Source organism: Sulfurimonas sp. (assembly GCF_041563495.1).
Lineage (GTDB): Bacteria > Campylobacterota > Campylobacteria > Campylobacterales > Sulfurimonadaceae > Sulfurimonas.
Genome location: NZ_JBFFMZ010000009.1, coordinates 73255 through 91720, shown reverse-complemented (window position 1 = coordinate 91720; position 18466 = coordinate 73255). Strand labels below are relative to the sequence as shown.

Genomic DNA, 18466 nt, shown 5'->3' with positions numbered 1-18466 from the left:
AAGATGCTGGTTCATCAGTCTCCTTTTGGATTAAATATATGTGAACGGGTTCTTTGATGATGAAATTATAGCTTCTAAACCTAAAATTTTCAAATGACGGTGTAAAATTTGTGCAAAAAAGTGCTCACTTTCAAAATGTCCGATGTCAATAAGTGACAATTTTATACTTTTAGCCTCCATAGCATCGTGATATTTGACATCTCCTGTTAAAAAACAATCTGCATCTATAGATTTCAACAAAGAGCATCCGGAACCTGTTGTAAGAGCTACTCTTTTTACTCTATTTGAACTTTTTACGCATCTGGCGTGTGGAAGTCCAAATGCCAAAGAGACTTTTTTTGCAAACGCATCAAACTCTTCATCAACATCCAAATAAGCAACAAACCCGTCTTTTTGTGCGATTTTATATCCCAAAACTTCCGTAGCGACAAACTCATTCAAATGTGTTTGGTCAAAATTGGTATGCATCGCAATATTTGAAATATTTTTTTGTATCATCTTCTGAATCAAATTTGCCGGATATTTGCTAAATTCGAGTTGTTTTAACCCACCAAAAATAAGAGGATGATGAGTGATTAAAAGAGTGTCATTATCCATGGAGTCAATCAAAGATTCATCAACATCTATACTAAGAACTATTTTTTTTACCTCTTGATTAAAGTCACCAAGTAAAAGACCTGAGTTATCCCAAGATTCTTGGAGTTCAAAAGGTGAGAGATTATCTAAAAATGCATATATTTCAGAAATTTTCATTTTTTAGTTTCTCCAGTTCTTCTTTAGCTTGGCTAAAATCAGGATTTAACTCCAGAGCTTTTGCATACATTGCTTTTGCTTCTTCTAAATGCTTCATATCAACTAAAAGATTCCCGTAATTGTAGTAAGTAACAGAATTTGAATCATCAATATCTAAAGATGCGCTAAGGTGCATCTTAGCTGATATATACTCACCGTTAGCTCTATATGCAGATGCGATAGAGTTATGGAGAAACTCATTATCCTTATCTATTTCAAGTGCCTGCTTATAGTATTTTAACGCTTCCTCATTATCGTTTGTCTGTTGCAGAATATATCCTATTTTAAAAAGTATATCAGAGTTTTGCGGATCTTTTGCATCTGCTTCAATAAGGAGTGCCAAAGCTTTTTGAAAATCTTTTTCCTCAAAAGACTCATCTGCTTTTTCCACTAAAACCTCTGGATCAAATGGGGAGAATGCTTTTGCACTCTTTTGTTCATTTTGATTTGAGATGTCGTTTTGCTCATCCGGTTCTTGAAGTGTTTGAATATGCTCGTAAATTTTAAATGCAAAAAACGCCGAAGCTCCGAGCATTAACAGTTGAAAAATTGTCATTGTCTACCCTTGTTAAAATAATTTTTTATTCAGTAAGTCTATCAACTGAAGCGGATCTACCTGTTCGCCGCTTACTCTTGCACTGAAATGCAAGTGTGGACCTGTAACTCTTCCGCTATCACCAGAGAGTCCGATGATATCCGCTTTGCTTACTTTTTGTCCTTTTTTTACATTAAAACCACTCATGTGATAATAACATGTGTAGACGCCTTGCCCATGGTCTAAGACAACTGTACCGCCTGAATAAAATCTATCTTTTGCCAAAACAACCACGCCGTCATTGCAGGCTTTGATAGGAGTGCCTATTTTTGCTCTGTAATCAGTTCCACTATGATAACCGTTTAGTGTATCATTGTAAACTCTTGCTTTTCCGAACGAACTTGTTATTTTACTGTTCATCGGAGTTATGAACTTAGAGGATATCTGACTTTTAGGTGTAGATTTGCCGTAGATTTTCATAGCCTCAGCATACTCTTTAGCTGCTCTCTTTTTATCTTTTTCGTTTAAAGTCACTTTTGATTTTTGTACTTTTATTTTTTCTTTTTTATACTTGCCGTCTTCTACACGCAAAAAAACAATCTTACTTTTTTGCTTTCCGTTTTCCTTATAAAAAATCTCAAGCTTCTTATCACTCGGTTTTTCATAATAACTTATAGGTACTAAAACGTACATCTTATTTACATCCAGCGGGTGTTGATATATTTTATGTGTTTTTTTGTCTAAAACTATCTTATCGTACTTAGTATTTTGCTCTTTTTTAAATTCTATTATCGCTGTTTTTCCGTTTGCTATATTGGAATTTGAAATATTTATGTTAAAAGCAAAAACACTTGAGACAAAAAATGTTAAAAAAATAAAATACTTCATTAGTAATCTTTCATCGCTCTTGCAATATCACGCTTCATATCTTTTTGTTTGAGATCTTCTCTTTTATCATGAAGCTGTTTACCTTTTGCTATGGCGATTTGGATTTTCACAAGGTTTCTCGCACTAAAATAGAGTTGCAGAGGAACTATAGTATAACCCTCTTTCTCAACTGCTTTTTTCATCTTTAAAAGCTGTTTTTTATGAAGAAGAAGTTTTCTGCTGCCTCTTTCTTCATGTGTGTAATAATGATGTGTAGTCTCAAGTCTTCCTATATGTGCATTGAACAAAAATGCTTCACCCTGCACAAAACGTATAAAACTGTCTTTTAGATTTACTCTGTTTGCTCTGATACCTTTTACTTCACTGCCTTGAAGTACTAAGCCTGCTTCAAATTTTTCTTCTAAAAAGTAATCAAAATAGGCTTTTTTGTTTTTTGCTATTGTTTCGCCCATAATTAACTTTCCTTTTTGACTATATAGTCTAAATATATTTTTTATTATTTTACCATGTATTCATTAAGGATTGGATTTTTAGGAAGGTTTTATTGATTGAAGGAGTGTTTAGACACCTCTTTTTTAAAGAGATGTCAATTGTTTAGTTTTCGTCACGAACTATATTATGGCAGCGAAAACAGGCATGTTCTATGTATGTATAGGCTCTTTGAGACTCTTCTCTGCGAAGTTTACCTGATTGATTGTATTTGTTCTCGACAGCATCTAAGATTATCTGAACATTATGTGCAATAATCTGTGCACTCATAACTGCTTCGTTTGATTTGTGCTTTTTATTTGCTGGAAGCATCTTTTCAAACTTTTCCTTATTTCCAAGCAACTCATTTGCATGTTTTGCAAATCGTTCAATCGCACTTTTTACACCATCTTTATCACTGGTTATAAAACCTTGTTGAACTTCTCTTAATTCTGCGTTTAAAAGCTGCATATTTGACTTAAGCTCATATGCTGATACAGAAGTAACCGATAATGCCAGTGCGACTACACTTGTAAGCAATATTTTTTTCATCATGTTCTCCACCTGTTAATATTAGATTTTATAATATCCCTTGATGGTTTATTGTATCATAAAATTTTATACTTTACCTATAAAACAATCAATATTTATCGAACTAGTCTAAAAAAGCTACTTCCACTTCCACTGAAGTAGTATCCATGTTTATAGTACTCTTTTAGTTCACTATACTCTTGAAGTGCAGGTTTAAAAAGATCGTTTGCTTCATCTGCACTCATGGTGTTTAAAACTTCTAGTGAAGTTTTCTTTTTCAATTTTTGAGTTTCAAATCCATCTATAGGTGCATAAAAATTCTCGCGATAGCTTACATATACTTTTGGAGTACTTATTTCTACTTTTGGAGTATAAACTTCAAACTCCAATATATCTTCTTTAAACTCTTCTACTATTTCACCTATACCGCTTACATTTGCACTGTTATACCCATATATAAAGAAGGGGACATCCGCACCGATTTTTATCCCTATCTTGGCTAGCTCATTTTGGCTGAGTCCAAGGTGCAAGACCTCATTACACATCTTTAAATATGTTGCGGCATCACTGCTCCCACCGCCAAGACCCGCAAATGCCGGTATATTCTTTTTGACTTCTACTGCATACGTACTCATGAGTTTATCAAGAGAGTCGGAGTCGACGGCTTCTCTTAAAGCCACATATGCTTTATATATGGTATTTTGCTTTGTATTACAAGAAAAATCTCCGATAATTTCAAAATCTTCTTTACTCTTTTTAACAAAAGAGAGCTCGTCATATAAAGAATCTACCCTCATAAACCTAGATATTATCTCATGATAATTATCTCTTTTACCTGTTATTTTTAAAAAAATATTTACTTTAGCGTAAGCCCTGTAAATCTTCATATTTATCTCTATTTTTTAATAATCTTACTAAGCATGCTTAAATCATCTTGGCTATACTCTTTTGAAGCAGCTATATTTAAATCTTTTACATCTTCTAAGAGCTCGCTTCTGATAATAGAAATATCTCTTGGTGCTTCTATGCCCAGCTTAACCACACCTTTGTCAATAGATATTATTTTAATATTTATATCATCGCCGATCACTATGGATTCATCTAATTTTCTAGCTAGTACTAACATGTATATATCCTGCCCAGTTCATATTTCACTGTTTTATTTTCTACATTTATTACAGAAATATTATCACCATTATCCAGCCAATAATATCCATCTTCTTGTATCTCTAAATCTTCTAAAGCAAGAACCCTTCCATATTTGAGATTATCACTATCACCAAGGTAAAAATTTTGAGGGATATTGAGAGATTTTTTAATATCTAATGCTATTTCATCCTCATATTTGAACTGACCTTCACAGAGTCTCTCCAAAGCACTTAAACTTCCATGCTCTAATCCAAGTCTCCCAGCAATTATGCATCCTAATGAGCGTATATATGTCCCCTCAGACACGGTTGCTTCAAACGTGACAAAAGGATGGCAGTAACTTATCAGTTTTGTATTATAGATAGTAGAGTTGATTTTATTGAGTTTAACTTCTTTGCCTGCTCGTGCTAAATCATAAGCTCTCTGTCCATTTATACGCTTTGCACTGAAGATGGGCGGTTCATACTCCAGTTCACCTTCTAAAGATTTTACGGCTTTTTGAACCTTCTCTATATCAAATTCTTCTAGCATCTCTACATTTTCTATCATCTCTGTATCCAAAGAATCAGATGCAGCTCCAAGCCATAGAGTCGCTCTATATGTTTTGGGTGTTTTATTTAAAAACCTGAAGAGTTTTGTATGAGAACCGAAACCTATTATCAACACTCCTTTTGCAAAGGGGTCGAGTGTTCCTGAAAAACCGGCTTTTTTATTGTTATATTTTCTTTTCAACTGTGATAAAAAAATATTTGAACCGATCCCTGTAGGTTTATATGCTACAAAGAGTCGATTCATAGTCGCTCAACAAAAGATGCAAGTATGTCTCTTTTCGTACCTGCAAAATTAATGTTTAGTTTAAATTCTCTACCACTTTTACTTATCCCTACCACTCTGCCTGTGCCAAAGATTTTATGACGCACTAAGTCACCTTTTTTAAAGGCTGTATTTTTTTCCACTTTCAATGAACCTTCACAAAGTCCGGCCTCATTAAAAAATCTGCTCTTTTGCAGATCACTTCTTCGCCCTTTGTAAAATCTGCTTCCTGCATGAGAAAGAGTGAGACTCTCTTTTGCTCTGGTAAAAGATACATATCCAAGACGTCTCTCTTCTTCTAAATCACTTCCATCACCCACAAGAGGTAAAAAACCCTCTTCAAGTCCAATGATAAAGATATGCTCAAACTCAAGACCTTTTGAAGCATGAATACTCATCATGTAGATGCTCTCACCCTCAACTTGGTCTTGTTCGCTTTGAAGAGTCAGTTCGTTTAAAAACTCATCCAACCCGGACTCCGGAGATTTCTTTACAAAATCACGGAACAATCCGTAAAACTCATCCATATTTAAAATTCTCTCTGCTTCATCCGGCATCCCTGCATAGATGTTTTTTAGATGAAAAGTGTCTTCTAAAACATCTATAAACTGATATGTCGACTCTGAGGCTACTTTTGAAACGCTCTCAATATCTTTAATAAACGTCTTTAGAGTCTTAGCATTCTTCTTTCTAACCAAAGCTTCTAGTTCTGCTAGTGAACTCTTTTTAACATATTCATATATTGATGATGATGCAGCATGGGCCGCTAATTCTATTTTTTCTAGACTTGCTTTACCTAAACCTCTTTTTGGTTTATTTACTATTCTTTTAAATGAAAAGTCATCATGGAAGTTTGTAATTATTCTTATATAACTTATAAGGTCTTTAATCTCTGCTCTATCATAAAATCTTAACCCTCCAACAAGTTTGTAAGCTATTCCTGTACGGTTTAAACCTTCTTCTATGGAACGGCTCAAAACATTGACACGATATAAAATTGCAATATCGTTTGGCTTTACTCCTGAATCTAAAAGCTTTTTAATCTGTTGTGCTATTTTTCTTGACTCTTCATTTTCATCATGTGAATTTAATATACTTACATCTTCGCCTGAACCTCGGGTAGGAATTAGTTTCTTACCAAGGCGTGAGCGATTGTGCTCGATAAGTGCATTTGCTACTTTTAAGATAGGCTCTTTGGAACGGTAATTATTTTCCAGCTTAAAGACAGAAGTACCTTCAAAATCTTTGTCAAACTCTATGATATTTCGTATATGTGCACCGCGCCAACCGTAAATGCTCTGGTCATCATCTCCGACAACACATAAGTTGTTATGAGCGCTACATAATTTTTGCAAAAGTTTTAACTGCAGTTCATTGGTATCTTGGTACTCATCAATCATAATATACTGATATTTTTGAGATGTTGTTTGGGCAAGTTCAGGGTTTTCATCCAGAAGCTTATATGTAAGTGCTATCAGGTCATCAAAATCTACTAGATTATTTTCTTTTAAATAAGCTTCATACTCCTCATAAACTTTTGCAATTTGTTGGTAGTTAAAAAGCTCTGCCTGCTTATATGCATCGTCCGGAGTTAAGAGTGAGTTTTTATATCTAGATATTTCACTTGCTATCAAGGGTGTCGGTATTTCAGAATTTATTTTTTTTATTATACGTTTTTTATCATCCGTATCTATTACAACAAAGTTATTTTGCCTGTTTAAAAGATGTATATGAAACTTTAAAAATAGCAACCCAAATTTGTGAAATGTGCAAAGAAGCGGAGGATAAGAGATATCTTGAATCATGCTCAACGCACGCTCACGCATCTCTTTGGCTGCCTTATTAGTAAAGGTTAAAGTTAAAGTGTTTGATGCAGGGATGCCCAGAACCTCGATAAGGTATGCCAAGCGGGAAACAATAGTCGTTGTTTTTCCACTTCCCGCCCCTGCTAAAATAAGAACCGGACCCTCTGATTGTTTTACAGCTTGACTCTGAGATTCATTTAGTTTTTCAAATATTTTTTCCATCTTTTTCCATTACTTGCAACTAATCAATAGTTTATTAAATCTATTATAGCAAAATACTTATAAATTATTACAAAACTATTGCAATAATTATAATATTGAGTTATAATTTTAAATATTCATTAAACTTATAGGAATTATTATGTTAAAAGATTTTGCCAAATTACAGACCTTTTTGATGGTCATAAAAGAGAAAAGTTTCTCCAAAGCATCAGCAAAATTAGGAATCTCGCAGCCGGCAGTTACGCAACAGATAAAATTCATCGAAGACTATCTTGATACAAAAATTGTTGAGAGAAAGAAGAATGGTATCTTACTTACAAAAGAAGGTGAAGATCTTTATAGAATCGCTGTAAAACTTGACAAAGCAATAGCTAACAGTGAAAAAGAACTTCTTAAAATAATAAACAAAGAGTTTACTTTTATCATGGGTGCTTCAAATGCTATCGGTAATTATATTCTTCCTAACTATCTAGGTGAAATAAAGCAAAGAATCGGTAACGAAGTTTATATGCATGTCGGTCTATCATCTGAGATTATTGATCAACTTGAAGAGAAAAAGATAGATGTAGCCCTTATAGAATCTCCTATATTTAGAGACGGCATCATTTATAGAGAGTGGGTTCAAGATGAGCTTGTACTCTTTTCAAATCAACCGATTAAAAAGCAACTTCTGGCTGAAGATTTATTTGAATTTGACTGGATTTGCCGTAATGAAGATTCACACACAAGAAAACTGACTTCTGAAGTATTTGAAGAGATGGGTGTTCAGTGTGCAAACTTTAACGTACTTGCAGTTCTGGCATCTCCTACATCTATAAAAGAGTCAATACTTAATGCTGACAAAAACACGGATAGACCTTTAGTTTCTATTATGTCTCGTCACGTTATACAATCTGAATTAGAATCAGGAAGACTTTACGAAGCAAGACTTAAAAATTATAAAATTGAGAGAAATTTCTATATTGCCTACTCAAAAGAGAGAAAACACGACGCATTCGTTGATAATGTTGTAAACTACCTGCTCTCTTTAAATAAAATCTAATCTATTTCTTATCTTTTACAAATCTGGAATTTTCCGGATTTGAGAGGAATGAAGCCATTGAATTCTCTACGCCTTTTGGATTTGGTATTTTTTTATGCTTAGGTTCAGGCTGACGAGTAGCTAAATTTATCATTACAGGTGTTTCATCTACAATTATCTGCATTATACTTATTAGCGGTACACGAACCAGACTACCAAAATTATCCGATCCAAAACCAGCTTCAAAAATCAAGTGTTTATCCTGAATATGCGCTGTCTCAAATGTATAACCTGCCAAAAAGAAAAGTGTTAAGGGCCTGAATTCTGACACGATATCTTTGGGTAAACTTGGCTCAAAATGTGCGTCTTCTATCTTACAAAGAATACCGAAGTTTTGTTCTTTTTCAAAAAAATGAATTATCAACTCCTCCATATGCTTCTGCATGAGTTGTGTAAATTCTTTATCATTTATGACGCTGTCTAACAAATAATATCCTTTAAATCATATTTTGTAATTATATCAAAATCTATCATAGCATTCATAAGTGCTATTTTTGAATACTCTTTTAAATCTTGTATTCTTATCTCTTTTTCTATAATTTTATTCTCATCAAGAAGCCTTTGCCTTGTTGTTCCTCTTAAAAGCGGCTTTAAAGGGGTATACCACAAGCCAGAATTATAAAAAGCAACATTTGCGATACTTGTATCTGTTATTAAAGAATTTTTGATTATTAAGATATCATCACACTCTTCTCTTTTTTCAAAAAGACTCTCAAGTTCATTTCTGTAAGTAGACTTTCTCGAGTAATCAACACTATCATCATACACTAACCTCAGCGATGCAACTTCCCTTTTTTCGTACTTATGGTAAGTAACATCGATATTTCGCGTGTCATATATTAATCTGCATCTGTACAGTCCTGTAACAGGGGGATTTAAATAGTCTTGAAGATTTTTAAAATCACTTGAACCAAATGATTTTAAAACATCCTCATATCGCTGTTGATGATAAGAAAGGTTATATACTTTTCCATCAACAGCCCTGATTGTTTCTAAAAAAGTCTCACTCACTAAACAACTCTGTACTTAAATATCTTTCACCTGTATCGCAAAGTATTGTTAAAAGCGTCTTACCTTTAAACTCTTCTCTGGATGCGACCTGCATTGTTGCATAAACATTTGCTCCGGCAGAGATGCCGACAAGCAATCCCTCTTCTTTTGCCAACATTTTAGCAGTGTTTATAGCATCTTCATTACTTACTTGTATTACTTCACTGTATATGGCAGTATCAAGGATATCAGGTATAAATCCTGCACCTATACCCTGAATCTTATGCGGTCCAGGTTTGCCCCCTGAGAGCACTGCAGAAGCTTGAGGTTCCACCGCAATAACTTTAATATTAGGAATCTTCTCTTTTAAAACTCTTGATGTTCCTGTAAGTGTGCCACCTGTCCCGACAGCTGCCACAAACACATCAATCTTTGATTCCGTATCTCTTAGTATTTCCACAGCTGTAGTGATCATATGAATCTCAGGATTAGATTCGTTTTGAAACTGCTGTAAGATAATACTGTCTTTTATCTCTTTTTGTAACTCTTGCGCCTTAACAATTGCACCGTTCATCCCTTTAGCAGCTGGAGTCAATACAAGCTCTGCACCAAGAGCTTTTAGCAAGTTTCTTCTCTCAATACTCATAGATTCCGGCATAGTCAGAATAAGCTTTAACTTTTGAGCAGCACAGTTAGCTGCCAAGGCTATACCCGTGTTTCCGCTTGTTGGTTCTATGATGGTTGTGGAGCTTTTGATCTTGCCTGCTTCTTGTGCTCTTTTAATCATGTTGAAGCCTATTCTGTCTTTAACGGAACTTGTCGGATTCATAAACTCACACTTACCCAAAATAGTTGTTCCTGTAAGTTTTGACGGCGTATTTAACTTTACTAACGGAGTATTACCTATTAGTTCTGTAATGTTATTGGCTATGTTCATAAAAGATTCCTCACTGATTGATTAAATTGATTTTACACTAAAAAGATTGTTAACGCAATCTTCTATCATTTTATATACTTCTTCAAAACCTTCAAAGCCATCATAAAAATACGGATCAGGAACATCTATTCCACCATATCCATAATCTCCAAGCTTTACCAAGTTCTTTGCACACAGAGCTTTTAAATCATTATAATTATTCTCATCAAACGCTACAATGAGATCAAACTCATCTAAATCTTTTTTAGTTATCTGTCTGGCTCTTAATGATGATATATCAACACCGTTGTTTCTTGCTACTATTATTGAATTCTCACAAGGTGCTTCTCCAACATGCCAACTACCCGTACCTGCAGAATCAACGATTATGTCTATCGCGTTTTCTTTTAACACTTTTCTAGCGTAACCTTCTGCTATAGGCGAGCGGCATATATTTCCCAAACATACGAATATAACTGATCTCATATTTTTTCCAAAGCTTTTTAATAATAAAATAATTGTATCGTAATTTTACAAAGAGGTAATCATGGCTGTATATGTGAGTGACGGCAAAAAACTACTGGATGTCGAGTATGATGATATTCCAAGTATTAACGACATTATTGATGGAATGAGAGTCTTATCTACCGATAAAAGAGCGGAAGATGAAAACGCTATGTTCTTACTGGAGCCAAATGGAAACGTATGTTGCTATGTCTTTGACGAAATATTTATAGTCGGAAAAGTTAGCGGATTTGAAAATCTTGTAGATGCTGTAAAAGCATGGAATAATAACGAAATATAGATGGTGCGATCGGAGAGATTTGAACTCTCACACCCGTAAGGCACTACCCCCTCAAGGTAGCGTGTCTACCGTTCCACCACGATCGCATTGTAAAGAAAGATTAAAAAAGCCCAACTCTAAAAAGAGAGTTGAGTCTTGAGGTATATTTCGATTAAATCTTAAAGATTAACCTAAATACGGGTTAGCGTAAAGTGCGATAAGAGCAATTACTAGTGCATAGATAACTTGTGCTTCGATCATTGCAAGAGCGATGAACATCGTAGTCATTAGTTTAGCACCTAAACCTGGGTTACGTGCAGTACCAGCGATTGTTGCAGCAGCAGTATGACCCATACCGATAGCTCCACCAAGAGCAGCAAGACCAAGACCAAGACCAGCAGCGATCATTGAATATGCTTTAAGAGTTTGGTTAGCAACCTCACCGTCAGATGCGAATGCAGCAGTAGCAAGAGCTAGCATTAAAAATAGAACTTTTTTCATAAGTTTCTCCAAATATAATTATTACAAATTCGTTCGGATAGCGTAACGACATTTTAACATGGCGCAACCTAAACATAAATGCCCAGATTTCCCTACTAGAAATTGATACGCGGATTATATAAAAATTATGCTAAATATTCTCTTATGCACGGCCTAAAGATATTTTATTGCCTTTAAACTCTAAAATCTCTACCATGATTTTATCGCCTTCACTTAAAACATCAGATACTTTTTCTACTCTTTGATCTGATATTTTTGATATGTGTAAAAGTCCGTCTGTACCATCCGGAAGACCGATAAAAGCTCCGAAATCAACTATTTTCTTTACAGTTCCTTCATGTACATCACCGACTTGGTACTTGATTTTTTCTATTTTAGGTGAATTTGCGATACCTTCAATATGTTCTCTAGCACCCATTACACCGGTTTTGTTTTTACCTGTAACTTTTACTTTTCCGTCTTTTTTGTCAATGTCGATTGCAACTTCAAACTTCTCGATAATTTCACGAATTACTTTACCGGCTTGACCAATTACATCACCGATAACACTTGGGTCAATATGGAAGAAATCCGTGCTTGGTAAAACTCCGTCATTGAACTCTATCTTCTGCTCAGCACCCATCATGATATCAATTATGTGACTTCTTCCCTCTTTTGCTTGATAAAGTGCCTCTTTTAAAACATTTAAAGAGATTCCGCCAAGTTTGATATCCATCTGCATTGCAGTAATTCCGTCTTTTGAACCTGTGACTTTAAAATCCATATCTCCATCGTGGTCTTCTAGTCCCATTATATCTGAGAGAATAGCATACTTATCACCTTCAGAAACCATGCCCATAGCAATTCCGGCAACAGTATCACTAGTATCAATGTCAGCTGCACGAAGAGCCATATAGCCACCGCAAACAGTAGCCATTGATGATGAACCGTTTGATTCTAAAATTTCTGAAACCAAACGAACAGTATCTCCATCTAGATCAACAATAGGTTCTAATGCTCTTTTTGCTAAGTTTCCGTGCCCCAGCTCTCTTCTTTTTGTACCCATGATAGGAGATGCTTCGCCTACACTGAATCCAGGGAAGTTGTAATGAACCATAAAATTCTCATTTTGAGTTCCATCATCAGTAAGCGACTCATACATCTGTGCATCTTTTGGTCCACCCATTGTAAGAACGACTAAAGCCTGAGTCTGACCTCTTGTAAACAAGCAAGAAGCGTGAGCTTTTGGAAGTACGTTTGTGCTAATTGATATGGGTCTTACTTCCGTTAAAGCTCTGCCGTCAGCACGAACTCTCTCATTTAATATCTGAGATCTCACCTGTTCTTTTTTTACTTTTTCAATGGCATCTTTTAAAGCTACTTCTTGTTCCACATCAGCCCACTCTGTTTTTGCAGCCAATATGCTTTTTCTAAGTTGTCTAAGAGCAGTTGAGCGCTCAGATTTTGCCATTTGATTCATTGCAGATGCTATGTCAGACATATGATTATCTCTTACATAGTTAAACATCTCTTCGTTGATGACGTGTGCTTTGTATTCTATAGGTTGAGTCTCTTTTTTATGTGTGGCAAATGCTCCCTCATATTTAGCGTTTACACTAAACAAAGCTTCTTGTGTCCTTTCAAGTATAGTTATCAACTCGTCTTCAGCTATGGCATTTGACCTATGTACCATGATACTTGGTGTTGTCAAAGTAGGATCTATCATGGGGTCAATTATATAATTTTCTTCTACTTGTGCCTCATTGCTGCCAAATGAGCGCATCTCAATCATAAGAAGTTCTTTTTTTGTTCCGGATAAATATAAATCCAAAGTAGAGTTTTTAAGCTGATCAAGAGTTGGATTTAGAACTAATTCTCCATCAATTTTTGCAGCTCTGACCGCAGAGACAGAAGTGTTAATATCTATGTCAGAAGTATATAGTGCAGCAGAAGCGGCATTTAGCGCCAGGACTTGTAAATCTGCATCTGAACCGGCACTAAATACCATAATAGTTATTTGAGTAGGATGACCAAAACCTTTAGGAAAAAGAGGACGAAGAGAACGGTCAACTATTCGAGATGTAAGAGTTTCAAAATCACTTGGTTTTGTTTCGCGTTTGAAAAAACCTCCTGGAATTTTGCCTGCTGCATATGTTTTTTCAATATACTGGACTGTTAAAGGTAAAAAATCATCTTTTACTATCTCTGTTTCATCTATAACAACAGTCGCAAGTATTACACTATCACCGCTTCTTAACCAAACAGAACCGTTTGCCTGTCTTGCCACATCCCCAAATGAGTACTCTTCTATTCTATTTTCCAACATTAAATCAACATCATATTTCATTCTTTTCTCCTAAGTATTTTTCTAATTTTTCTTCTTCTACTTTTTCTAATTCTTCATAATAAAGTGCTGTCTCTACATAATCATCTATATCATATAGAAAAAATATATCATCTGCAAAAGGCTCTAATAAATCTAATGTGTCACTAGGTAAAACCGCTACTGCAATGTAAACTGCTTTTGGCTTCATAGACAAAATAGTTTTAAGTGCAGTCATAAACTTCATACCTGTTTCACTTCCCTCATCTATAAGAAGAACAATCTCCCCTTTCATGGGTAAAAAAGGTCTCCCTTTTCTGTATTTGTATATATAACTTAAGATTCTCTCTTCATGTTTTCTATGAGCTTCACCGTAAATATAATCATACTGAATACCAAAAGTATCTACTAACTGTTCGTTTATAACTATCTCTTCTCTCTCACTTACTCTTGCAATCTCACATTCATCATTATTAGGTGCCATGATAGCTTCTGAAAAAAGAAAATCCAATGTATTTGGAAGTTTTTTTCTTATTAGATGTGCAAGTTCCAAGCCGCCTTTTGAAACAGCCACCATCTTCCATGACTCATCTTTAAGTCTTTGCATAGGTATTACATCAATTAGCTTATTTGCTGCATCTTCTCTGTTTTTAAGTATATGTTTATATTTTTGCATACTGCTACAGTCCTTGCATTGTTTCTGGTAATTTATATTCAAACAACGGACCGCTGTCTGAAGCCATCATCGGTTTTAATACAATAGTAAAATAAAGATATCTGTCATATATAGATGTAGAACCGCTCTCTGTTAGCACCGGTCTATTATTTTCAAGATATCTCAAACCAAAATTCCAACATCTTTTTTTGTATAAAAACCCTATCTCCGCACTCTTTTTTAAACTAAGCTCAACATCATAATTATACTTTGCAAAATACGAATAATGCGTGTCATAAGTATAGCTGGCACTTGATGTAATATAGCTTGTATATGGCGAATAAGTTGAAGTTTTTTCCAAAAATGTATCTTTATAAAGATGAGAAAAAGAGATATTAAACCCATTTGAGTTAAAAGAGATTTGATTATACAGCTTTGAAAGCTTGTTTTGTTCGTAGTTATAAAACATATTGTTGTAAAATCTGACACTTTTCGAAATTTGATAATCTAACTCATTTTCAAGCTCACCCAGATGGTCCTTTTCATTTTGATAAGAAATTGTCTGAGCCAATCTATGATATAGTATTTGTGAACCGGTAGAATCATAAAGATACTGCGAGAAATCAAGCTGTAATTCTTCTTCAATATTACTTATTTTATAAAATTCGCATTGTGGTGTGTTTTGATTGTTTACATCTGAACAAAAATCCTTATAATCTTCATAAAAACCATTTCTTGATTCTGCACCTGCCAATGTATATCTGGCACCGAAACTTACCACATGCGTTATATCTTCAAAAGCACGGCTTAGTTGCGTAGAAGCTGATAGTACATGATAATTTCTTAAAAAATATCCATTGTTGTAATCACCGCTTTTAACCTCTTCTGTTCCACTGAATTTTGAGTGTTGGGCATACAAGTAAGCCTTATAAGAGGTATTTAAATATTCATCAAAAAAGCTTCCCTGAAGAGTAATAGGGACACTGATATCTGTTTGAGTGACATGTTTACCGACCTCTCTATATATGTTGTTACTCTGCATATCTAGATTGTAAATCAAATGATTGCCAAAAAGTGTGTCTAAATATCGATGGTACTGAAATGTTGGAAGTTTTTGAAGAGTATCTTCATTGCTAACCTTAGTTAAATCTTGATAATATTTAAAATATGCGCCAAAATAATTATTGTCCGTATTGTAAAAGAGGTTTATTCTTGAGAGCACTTGTGTGGAAGTAACATTATTTGTGGTGTTATTTGTAGATAGATTTATATAATCTACATCGTTCATGTTATTTAGATTCATATATAACCCGGATTGACCGTCAAGGTTTAAACCCAACCATTGATCAACTACGTCTTTGTTATCGTATGAAAAGTTAAATCCGTAATGTGAATCATTCGCCAGATTATTAGACTTATAATAACTCTCTTTTTCTTTAAAATAACCCGTCGTGAACTCGCCTTTTGATATTTTAGAATCAACAAATCTAAAGGTAGAGTATCCGCCGTAACCACGACTTGTTCTTATCTGAGGTTTTAGTTCCAAATCCCACCAATTTTGTTCAGCAATATAAATCGGTTGTTCATAGTAAAAACCCTCAACAGCAGATGTACCAAAAGCCGGAGCAAGAAGTCCCGTTCTTCTTCTGGTATCTAAAGAATATCCAAAATACGGCGTATAAAAAACAGGTATATCATATATAAAAATTCTTGCATTATAAATATTAAGCCACATATCATCAGAATTATAAGTGGATGATGAAAAGTGTATCTTCCAAAGAGGGTCATTCGGGTCACATCCGCTAAGAACTCCGGAATCTATTTCAAAATCTTTATTTACGGCACAGCCTTCATCTGCACTTATCCAAACTTTTGAATCTTTTTCTAGCATAAAAAAAGGTTTAAACATACGTTCTTTTTTAGCTATGTTTAATCTTGCATAATCTCCTAAAAGTTTATAATTTTCCCCTTTATTAGCCCGAATATTGCCAAAGAGTTCCAGCTCTCCCGTATTTTTATCGTAAGTGGCTCTTTGTGCACTTAAAAAGTAGTCTTTATATACAACGGTAACCTCTCCTGAAGCATTTACTATATTATCTTTGGAATTCATAGATGATGCATATATTTCAACTTTATCTGTTGCATATATGAATGATGTAAGAATCAATAATAGAGTGAGAAGTTTAAGCATCTACAACCAAAGTCCTCGCTGTTTTATCATGCCAGGTCTGTCTCTGGGGGTTAAGCAGACCCCATAAAAAGCCAAGATATAACAGGAGTTCTGAAATTACGCGAAATATTGCACGATTTAGAGCACTCATAAGACTTGGTGTTTGAACCGTGCTTATCTCTATTACTCTTATACCCATAACTATTTTACCGATTGTTGCACCATACTGCATAACAAAAAAAGTCTGATATATAATCTTCATAAGCATGAATTCTAAAACAAAAGTGTTAGTTATATTGATCATCTGTTCCATTGTTTGAGCAGATGCAAATGAGTCCCATAAAGCAATAACAAGCAAAAATGAAAGTAGCATCTCGTCTATAAAAAAAGCCATCGCTCTTTTTTTATTACTTGCCAGTACAATGCCTTCACGGTGAAGAATATTTTCTATCTCATCATTCAACTGTTTAATTCCTAAAGGGCTTGATAAGCTATATCTGTTCTTATCTTTTTACCTGCAAAATGGACTTGACCGCATCTCATATATGCTCTATCTCTAGCTTCTTTGATAGTATCTCCAAGACCTACACATACTAAGACTCTACCGCCGTCTGCGTATAGTACGCCATCTTGCATACTGACACCTGCATATGAGATATGAGTAAAGTTTTTTATATCTTCATGGTGAACTTCATCTACAATTATCTCAGCAGGAGTTGAACTTCCGTATGGATAGTTTTCACTAGCCATTACTACACCAACGGCATATTGTGAAGAAAACTCTACTTTTATCTCACCAAGTCTGTTTGTAGCAGCCTTATAAAACATATCACTGACACTAGAAGTCATAAGAGGCATAAGTATCTCACACTCAGGATCACCAAAACGTACATTGAACTCCAATGTGATAGGCTCACCGTTTACAACCATGATGCCAATAAACAAAACACCTTCAAAAGGTGCTCCCTCTTGCTTCATTCCATCTAAAGTAGGACGAATAATTCTGTCTCTAACTTTTTGGTATAATTCTTCATCTACCAATGGTGTTGGAGCATAGGCACCCATTCCGCCAGTATTAGGTCCTTGATCATTATCTTGTAATCTTTTATGATCCTGCGCCGCAGGAAGTAAGATATAATCATCTCCATCACACACAGCAAACATCGAAAGCTCGTAACCGTCAAGGAACTCTTCAACTATAACTTTAAGTCCCGCTTCTCCAAAACTTTTACCGCTTAGCATCTCTGAGATAGCTACTTTTGCTTCATCATGACTCTGTGCGATAATAACACCTTTACCACCGCATAATCCGTCAGCTTTAACGACTATCGGAGCAGTTAAAGTCTCTGTAAATTTAAACGCATCTTCTATGGAGTCAGTCTCTATATAGCGAGCAGTTGGAATACTATACTTTGCTAAAAAGTTTTTCATATAAACTTTTGAACCCTCAAGCTGTGCAGCCTCTTTACTTGGTCCGAAAATTGTTAATTCTTTTGCTTTGAAAATATCTACCACACCGTCAACCAGCGGAGCTTCCGGACCTACTATTGTTAATTCAATACTATTTTCTTTTGCGAAATCTGCTAGTTTGTCATAATCTTTAATATTTAAATTTGTACCCAAATTGTTTGTAGCACCGTTACCCGGCATAAAAAATAGTTCATGTTTTTGTTCTTCGTTTAAAATTGCTCTAGCTATAGAGTATTCTCTACCGCCTGCACCTAAAATTAATATTTTCATATATTCTCCGATTTATTTCTAGTAATGGGGCATCTATCAAAAGAAGATAGCCCGAGTAGCCGTTTCGTAATTGGCTCGGTTCTAAAAGCCGAATTTGGGTGAAGAGAGCGTTCTCTAACGGCGG

General features: G+C 34.9%; 21 protein-coding genes and 1 tRNA gene. 2 read left to right on the top strand and 20 right to left on the bottom strand.

Going from position 1 to position 18466, the window contains the following annotated elements; genetic code table 11:
* Positions 1–30 precede the first annotated feature (30 nt).
* From ABYK18_RS09780 to ABYK18_RS09740, 9 genes are all read right to left on the bottom strand, one after another.
* Complete coding sequence (locus ABYK18_RS09780) at positions 31–753, bottom strand: Nif3-like dinuclear metal center hexameric protein (RefSeq protein WP_373036488.1); 723 nt, start codon at positions 751–753, stop codon at positions 31–33.
* On the bottom strand, positions 740–1348 hold the full coding sequence (locus tag ABYK18_RS09775; protein ID WP_373036487.1) for a tetratricopeptide repeat protein: 609 nt from the start codon (positions 1346–1348) through the stop codon (positions 740–742). Before ABYK18_RS09775 ends, ABYK18_RS09780 begins: the two co-directional genes overlap by 14 nt.
* A 12-nt stretch (positions 1349–1360) precedes the next feature.
* A complete protein-coding gene (locus ABYK18_RS09770) occupies positions 1361–2215 on the bottom strand; it encodes a M23 family metallopeptidase (RefSeq protein ID WP_373036486.1) in 855 nt (284 codons plus the stop codon).
* Positions 2215–2667: an SsrA-binding protein SmpB gene (gene smpB, locus ABYK18_RS09765; RefSeq protein WP_373036485.1), complete on the bottom strand. Its 453-nt coding sequence runs from the start codon at positions 2665–2667 to the stop codon at positions 2215–2217. The genes ABYK18_RS09770 and smpB overlap by 1 nt, the downstream gene beginning before the upstream one ends.
* Positions 2668–2809: 142 nt before the next feature.
* The gene (locus ABYK18_RS09760) at positions 2810–3235 is read right to left on the bottom strand and encodes a hypothetical protein (protein WP_373036484.1); all 426 of its coding nucleotides are present in this window, start codon (positions 3233–3235) and stop codon (positions 2810–2812) included.
* 95 nt (positions 3236–3330) lie between these two features.
* A complete protein-coding gene (locus tag ABYK18_RS09755; protein WP_373036483.1) occupies positions 3331–4101 on the bottom strand; it encodes a 4-(cytidine 5'-diphospho)-2-C-methyl-D-erythritol kinase in 771 nt (256 codons plus the stop codon).
* 8 nt (positions 4102–4109) lie between these two features.
* On the bottom strand, positions 4110–4340 hold the full coding sequence (gene csrA / locus ABYK18_RS09750) for a carbon storage regulator CsrA (RefSeq protein ID WP_373036482.1): 231 nt from the start codon (positions 4338–4340) through the stop codon (positions 4110–4112).
* Positions 4334–5158 carry a tRNA pseudouridine(55) synthase TruB gene (gene truB, locus ABYK18_RS09745; protein ID WP_373036481.1) on the bottom strand — a complete coding sequence of 275 codons (825 nt, stop codon included), beginning with the start codon at positions 5156–5158 and terminating at the stop codon, positions 4334–4336. The genes csrA and truB overlap by 7 nt, the downstream gene beginning before the upstream one ends.
* On the bottom strand, positions 5155–7203 hold the full coding sequence (locus ABYK18_RS09740) for an ATP-dependent helicase (protein WP_373036480.1): 2049 nt from the start codon (positions 7201–7203) through the stop codon (positions 5155–5157). The genes truB and ABYK18_RS09740 overlap by 4 nt, the downstream gene beginning before the upstream one ends.
* A gap of 139 nt (positions 7204–7342) precedes the next feature.
* Between ABYK18_RS09740 and ABYK18_RS09735 the strand changes: the two genes are divergently transcribed.
* On the top strand, positions 7343–8245 hold the full coding sequence (locus tag ABYK18_RS09735; protein WP_373036479.1) for a LysR family transcriptional regulator: 903 nt from the start codon (positions 7343–7345) through the stop codon (positions 8243–8245).
* Between the two features lies 1 nt (position 8246).
* Here ABYK18_RS09735 and ABYK18_RS09730 read toward each other — a convergent pair whose 3' ends face one another.
* Genes ABYK18_RS09730 through ABYK18_RS09715 form a run of 4 tightly spaced genes read right to left on the bottom strand, consistent with a single transcriptional unit; the run spans position 8247 to position 10676 of the window.
* Positions 8247–8711, bottom strand: coding sequence for a hypothetical protein (locus ABYK18_RS09730; RefSeq protein ID WP_373036478.1), 465 nt, complete (start codon positions 8709–8711; stop codon positions 8247–8249).
* Positions 8705–9295 carry an aminotransferase class IV family protein gene (locus ABYK18_RS09725; protein ID WP_373036477.1) on the bottom strand — a complete coding sequence of 197 codons (591 nt, stop codon included), beginning with the start codon at positions 9293–9295 and terminating at the stop codon, positions 8705–8707. The genes ABYK18_RS09730 and ABYK18_RS09725 overlap by 7 nt, the downstream gene beginning before the upstream one ends.
* On the bottom strand, positions 9288–10211 hold the full coding sequence (gene cysK / locus ABYK18_RS09720; protein WP_373036476.1) for a cysteine synthase A: 924 nt from the start codon (positions 10209–10211) through the stop codon (positions 9288–9290). Before cysK ends, ABYK18_RS09725 begins: the two co-directional genes overlap by 8 nt.
* A gap of 21 nt (positions 10212–10232) precedes the next feature.
* Positions 10233–10676: a low molecular weight protein-tyrosine-phosphatase gene (locus tag ABYK18_RS09715; protein ID WP_373036475.1), complete on the bottom strand. Its 444-nt coding sequence runs from the start codon at positions 10674–10676 to the stop codon at positions 10233–10235.
* A 61-nt stretch (positions 10677–10737) separates the two neighbouring features.
* On the opposite strand from ABYK18_RS09715, the gene ABYK18_RS09710 reads away from it, so the two are divergent.
* Positions 10738–10995 carry a hypothetical protein gene (locus ABYK18_RS09710; protein ID WP_373036474.1) on the top strand — a complete coding sequence of 86 codons (258 nt, stop codon included), beginning with the start codon at positions 10738–10740 and terminating at the stop codon, positions 10993–10995.
* A gap of 1 nt (position 10996) precedes the next feature.
* Here the strand turns inward: ABYK18_RS09710 and ABYK18_RS09705 are convergent.
* The 7 genes from ABYK18_RS09705 to purD all read right to left on the bottom strand — a co-directional run bounded on the left by ABYK18_RS09705 (position 10997) and on the right by purD (position 18342).
* Positions 10997–11081 (bottom strand) — tRNA-Leu (locus ABYK18_RS09705).
* Positions 11082–11160: 79 nt separating this feature from the next.
* Positions 11161–11475: a F0F1 ATP synthase subunit C gene (locus ABYK18_RS09700; protein WP_008339179.1), complete on the bottom strand. Its 315-nt coding sequence runs from the start codon at positions 11473–11475 to the stop codon at positions 11161–11163.
* Between the two features lie 142 nt (positions 11476–11617).
* Positions 11618–13801, bottom strand: a complete 2184-nt coding sequence (locus tag ABYK18_RS09695) for a polyribonucleotide nucleotidyltransferase (protein WP_373036473.1) — start codon at positions 13799–13801, stop codon at positions 11618–11620.
* Positions 13791–14453, bottom strand: coding sequence for a phosphoribosyltransferase (locus ABYK18_RS09690; RefSeq protein WP_373036472.1), 663 nt, complete (start codon positions 14451–14453; stop codon positions 13791–13793). The genes ABYK18_RS09695 and ABYK18_RS09690 overlap by 11 nt, the downstream gene beginning before the upstream one ends.
* A 4-nt stretch (positions 14454–14457) precedes the next feature.
* Positions 14458–16623: an LPS-assembly protein LptD gene (locus ABYK18_RS09685; RefSeq protein ID WP_373036471.1), complete on the bottom strand. Its 2166-nt coding sequence runs from the start codon at positions 16621–16623 to the stop codon at positions 14458–14460.
* Positions 16616–17065, bottom strand: coding sequence for an RDD family protein (locus ABYK18_RS09680; protein ID WP_373036470.1), 450 nt, complete (start codon positions 17063–17065; stop codon positions 16616–16618). The genes ABYK18_RS09685 and ABYK18_RS09680 overlap by 8 nt, the downstream gene beginning before the upstream one ends.
* Positions 17066–17076: 11 nt before the next feature.
* Positions 17077–18342 carry a phosphoribosylamine--glycine ligase gene (gene purD, locus ABYK18_RS09675; protein WP_373036469.1) on the bottom strand — a complete coding sequence of 422 codons (1266 nt, stop codon included), beginning with the start codon at positions 18340–18342 and terminating at the stop codon, positions 17077–17079.
* Positions 18343–18466: the final 124 nt, after the last annotated feature.

Excerpts from the sequence above, each read along its gene's own strand:
- ABYK18_RS09780 (WP_373036488.1), bottom strand. The coding sequence starts at position 753 with ATGAAAATTTCTGAAATATATGCATTTTTAGATAATCTCTCACCTTTT.
- ABYK18_RS09775 (WP_373036487.1), bottom strand. The coding sequence starts at position 1,348 with ATGACAATTTTTCAACTGTTAATGCTCGGAGCTTCGGCGTTTTTTGCA.
- ABYK18_RS09770 (WP_373036486.1), bottom strand. The coding sequence starts at position 2,215 with ATGAAGTATTTTATTTTTTTAACATTTTTTGTCTCAAGTGTTTTTGCT.
- smpB (WP_373036485.1), bottom strand. The coding sequence starts at position 2,667 with ATGGGCGAAACAATAGCAAAAAACAAAAAAGCCTATTTTGATTACTTT.
- ABYK18_RS09760 (WP_373036484.1), bottom strand. The coding sequence starts at position 3,235 with ATGAAAAAAATATTGCTTACAAGTGTAGTCGCACTGGCATTATCGGTT.
- ABYK18_RS09755 (WP_373036483.1), bottom strand. The coding sequence starts at position 4,101 with ATGAAGATTTACAGGGCTTACGCTAAAGTAAATATTTTTTTAAAAATA.
- csrA (WP_373036482.1), bottom strand. The coding sequence starts at position 4,340 with ATGTTAGTACTAGCTAGAAAATTAGATGAATCCATAGTGATCGGCGAT.
- truB (WP_373036481.1), bottom strand. The coding sequence starts at position 5,158 with ATGAATCGACTCTTTGTAGCATATAAACCTACAGGGATCGGTTCAAAT.
- ABYK18_RS09740 (WP_373036480.1), bottom strand. The coding sequence starts at position 7,203 with ATGGAAAAAATATTTGAAAAACTAAATGAATCTCAGAGTCAAGCTGTA.
- ABYK18_RS09735 (WP_373036479.1), top strand. The coding sequence starts at position 7,343 with ATGTTAAAAGATTTTGCCAAATTACAGACCTTTTTGATGGTCATAAAA.
- cysK (WP_373036476.1), bottom strand. The coding sequence starts at position 10,211 with ATGAACATAGCCAATAACATTACAGAACTAATAGGTAATACTCCGTTA.
- ABYK18_RS09715 (WP_373036475.1), bottom strand. The coding sequence starts at position 10,676 with ATGAGATCAGTTATATTCGTATGTTTGGGAAATATATGCCGCTCGCCT.
- ABYK18_RS09710 (WP_373036474.1), top strand. The coding sequence starts at position 10,738 with ATGGCTGTATATGTGAGTGACGGCAAAAAACTACTGGATGTCGAGTAT.
- ABYK18_RS09700 (WP_008339179.1), bottom strand. The coding sequence starts at position 11,475 with ATGAAAAAAGTTCTATTTTTAATGCTAGCTCTTGCTACTGCTGCATTC.
- ABYK18_RS09695 (WP_373036473.1), bottom strand. The coding sequence starts at position 13,801 with ATGAAATATGATGTTGATTTAATGTTGGAAAATAGAATAGAAGAGTAC.
- ABYK18_RS09690 (WP_373036472.1), bottom strand. The coding sequence starts at position 14,453 with ATGCAAAAATATAAACATATACTTAAAAACAGAGAAGATGCAGCAAAT.
- ABYK18_RS09685 (WP_373036471.1), bottom strand. The coding sequence starts at position 16,623 with ATGCTTAAACTTCTCACTCTATTATTGATTCTTACATCATTCATATAT.
- purD (WP_373036469.1), bottom strand. The coding sequence starts at position 18,342 with ATGAAAATATTAATTTTAGGTGCAGGCGGTAGAGAATACTCTATAGCT.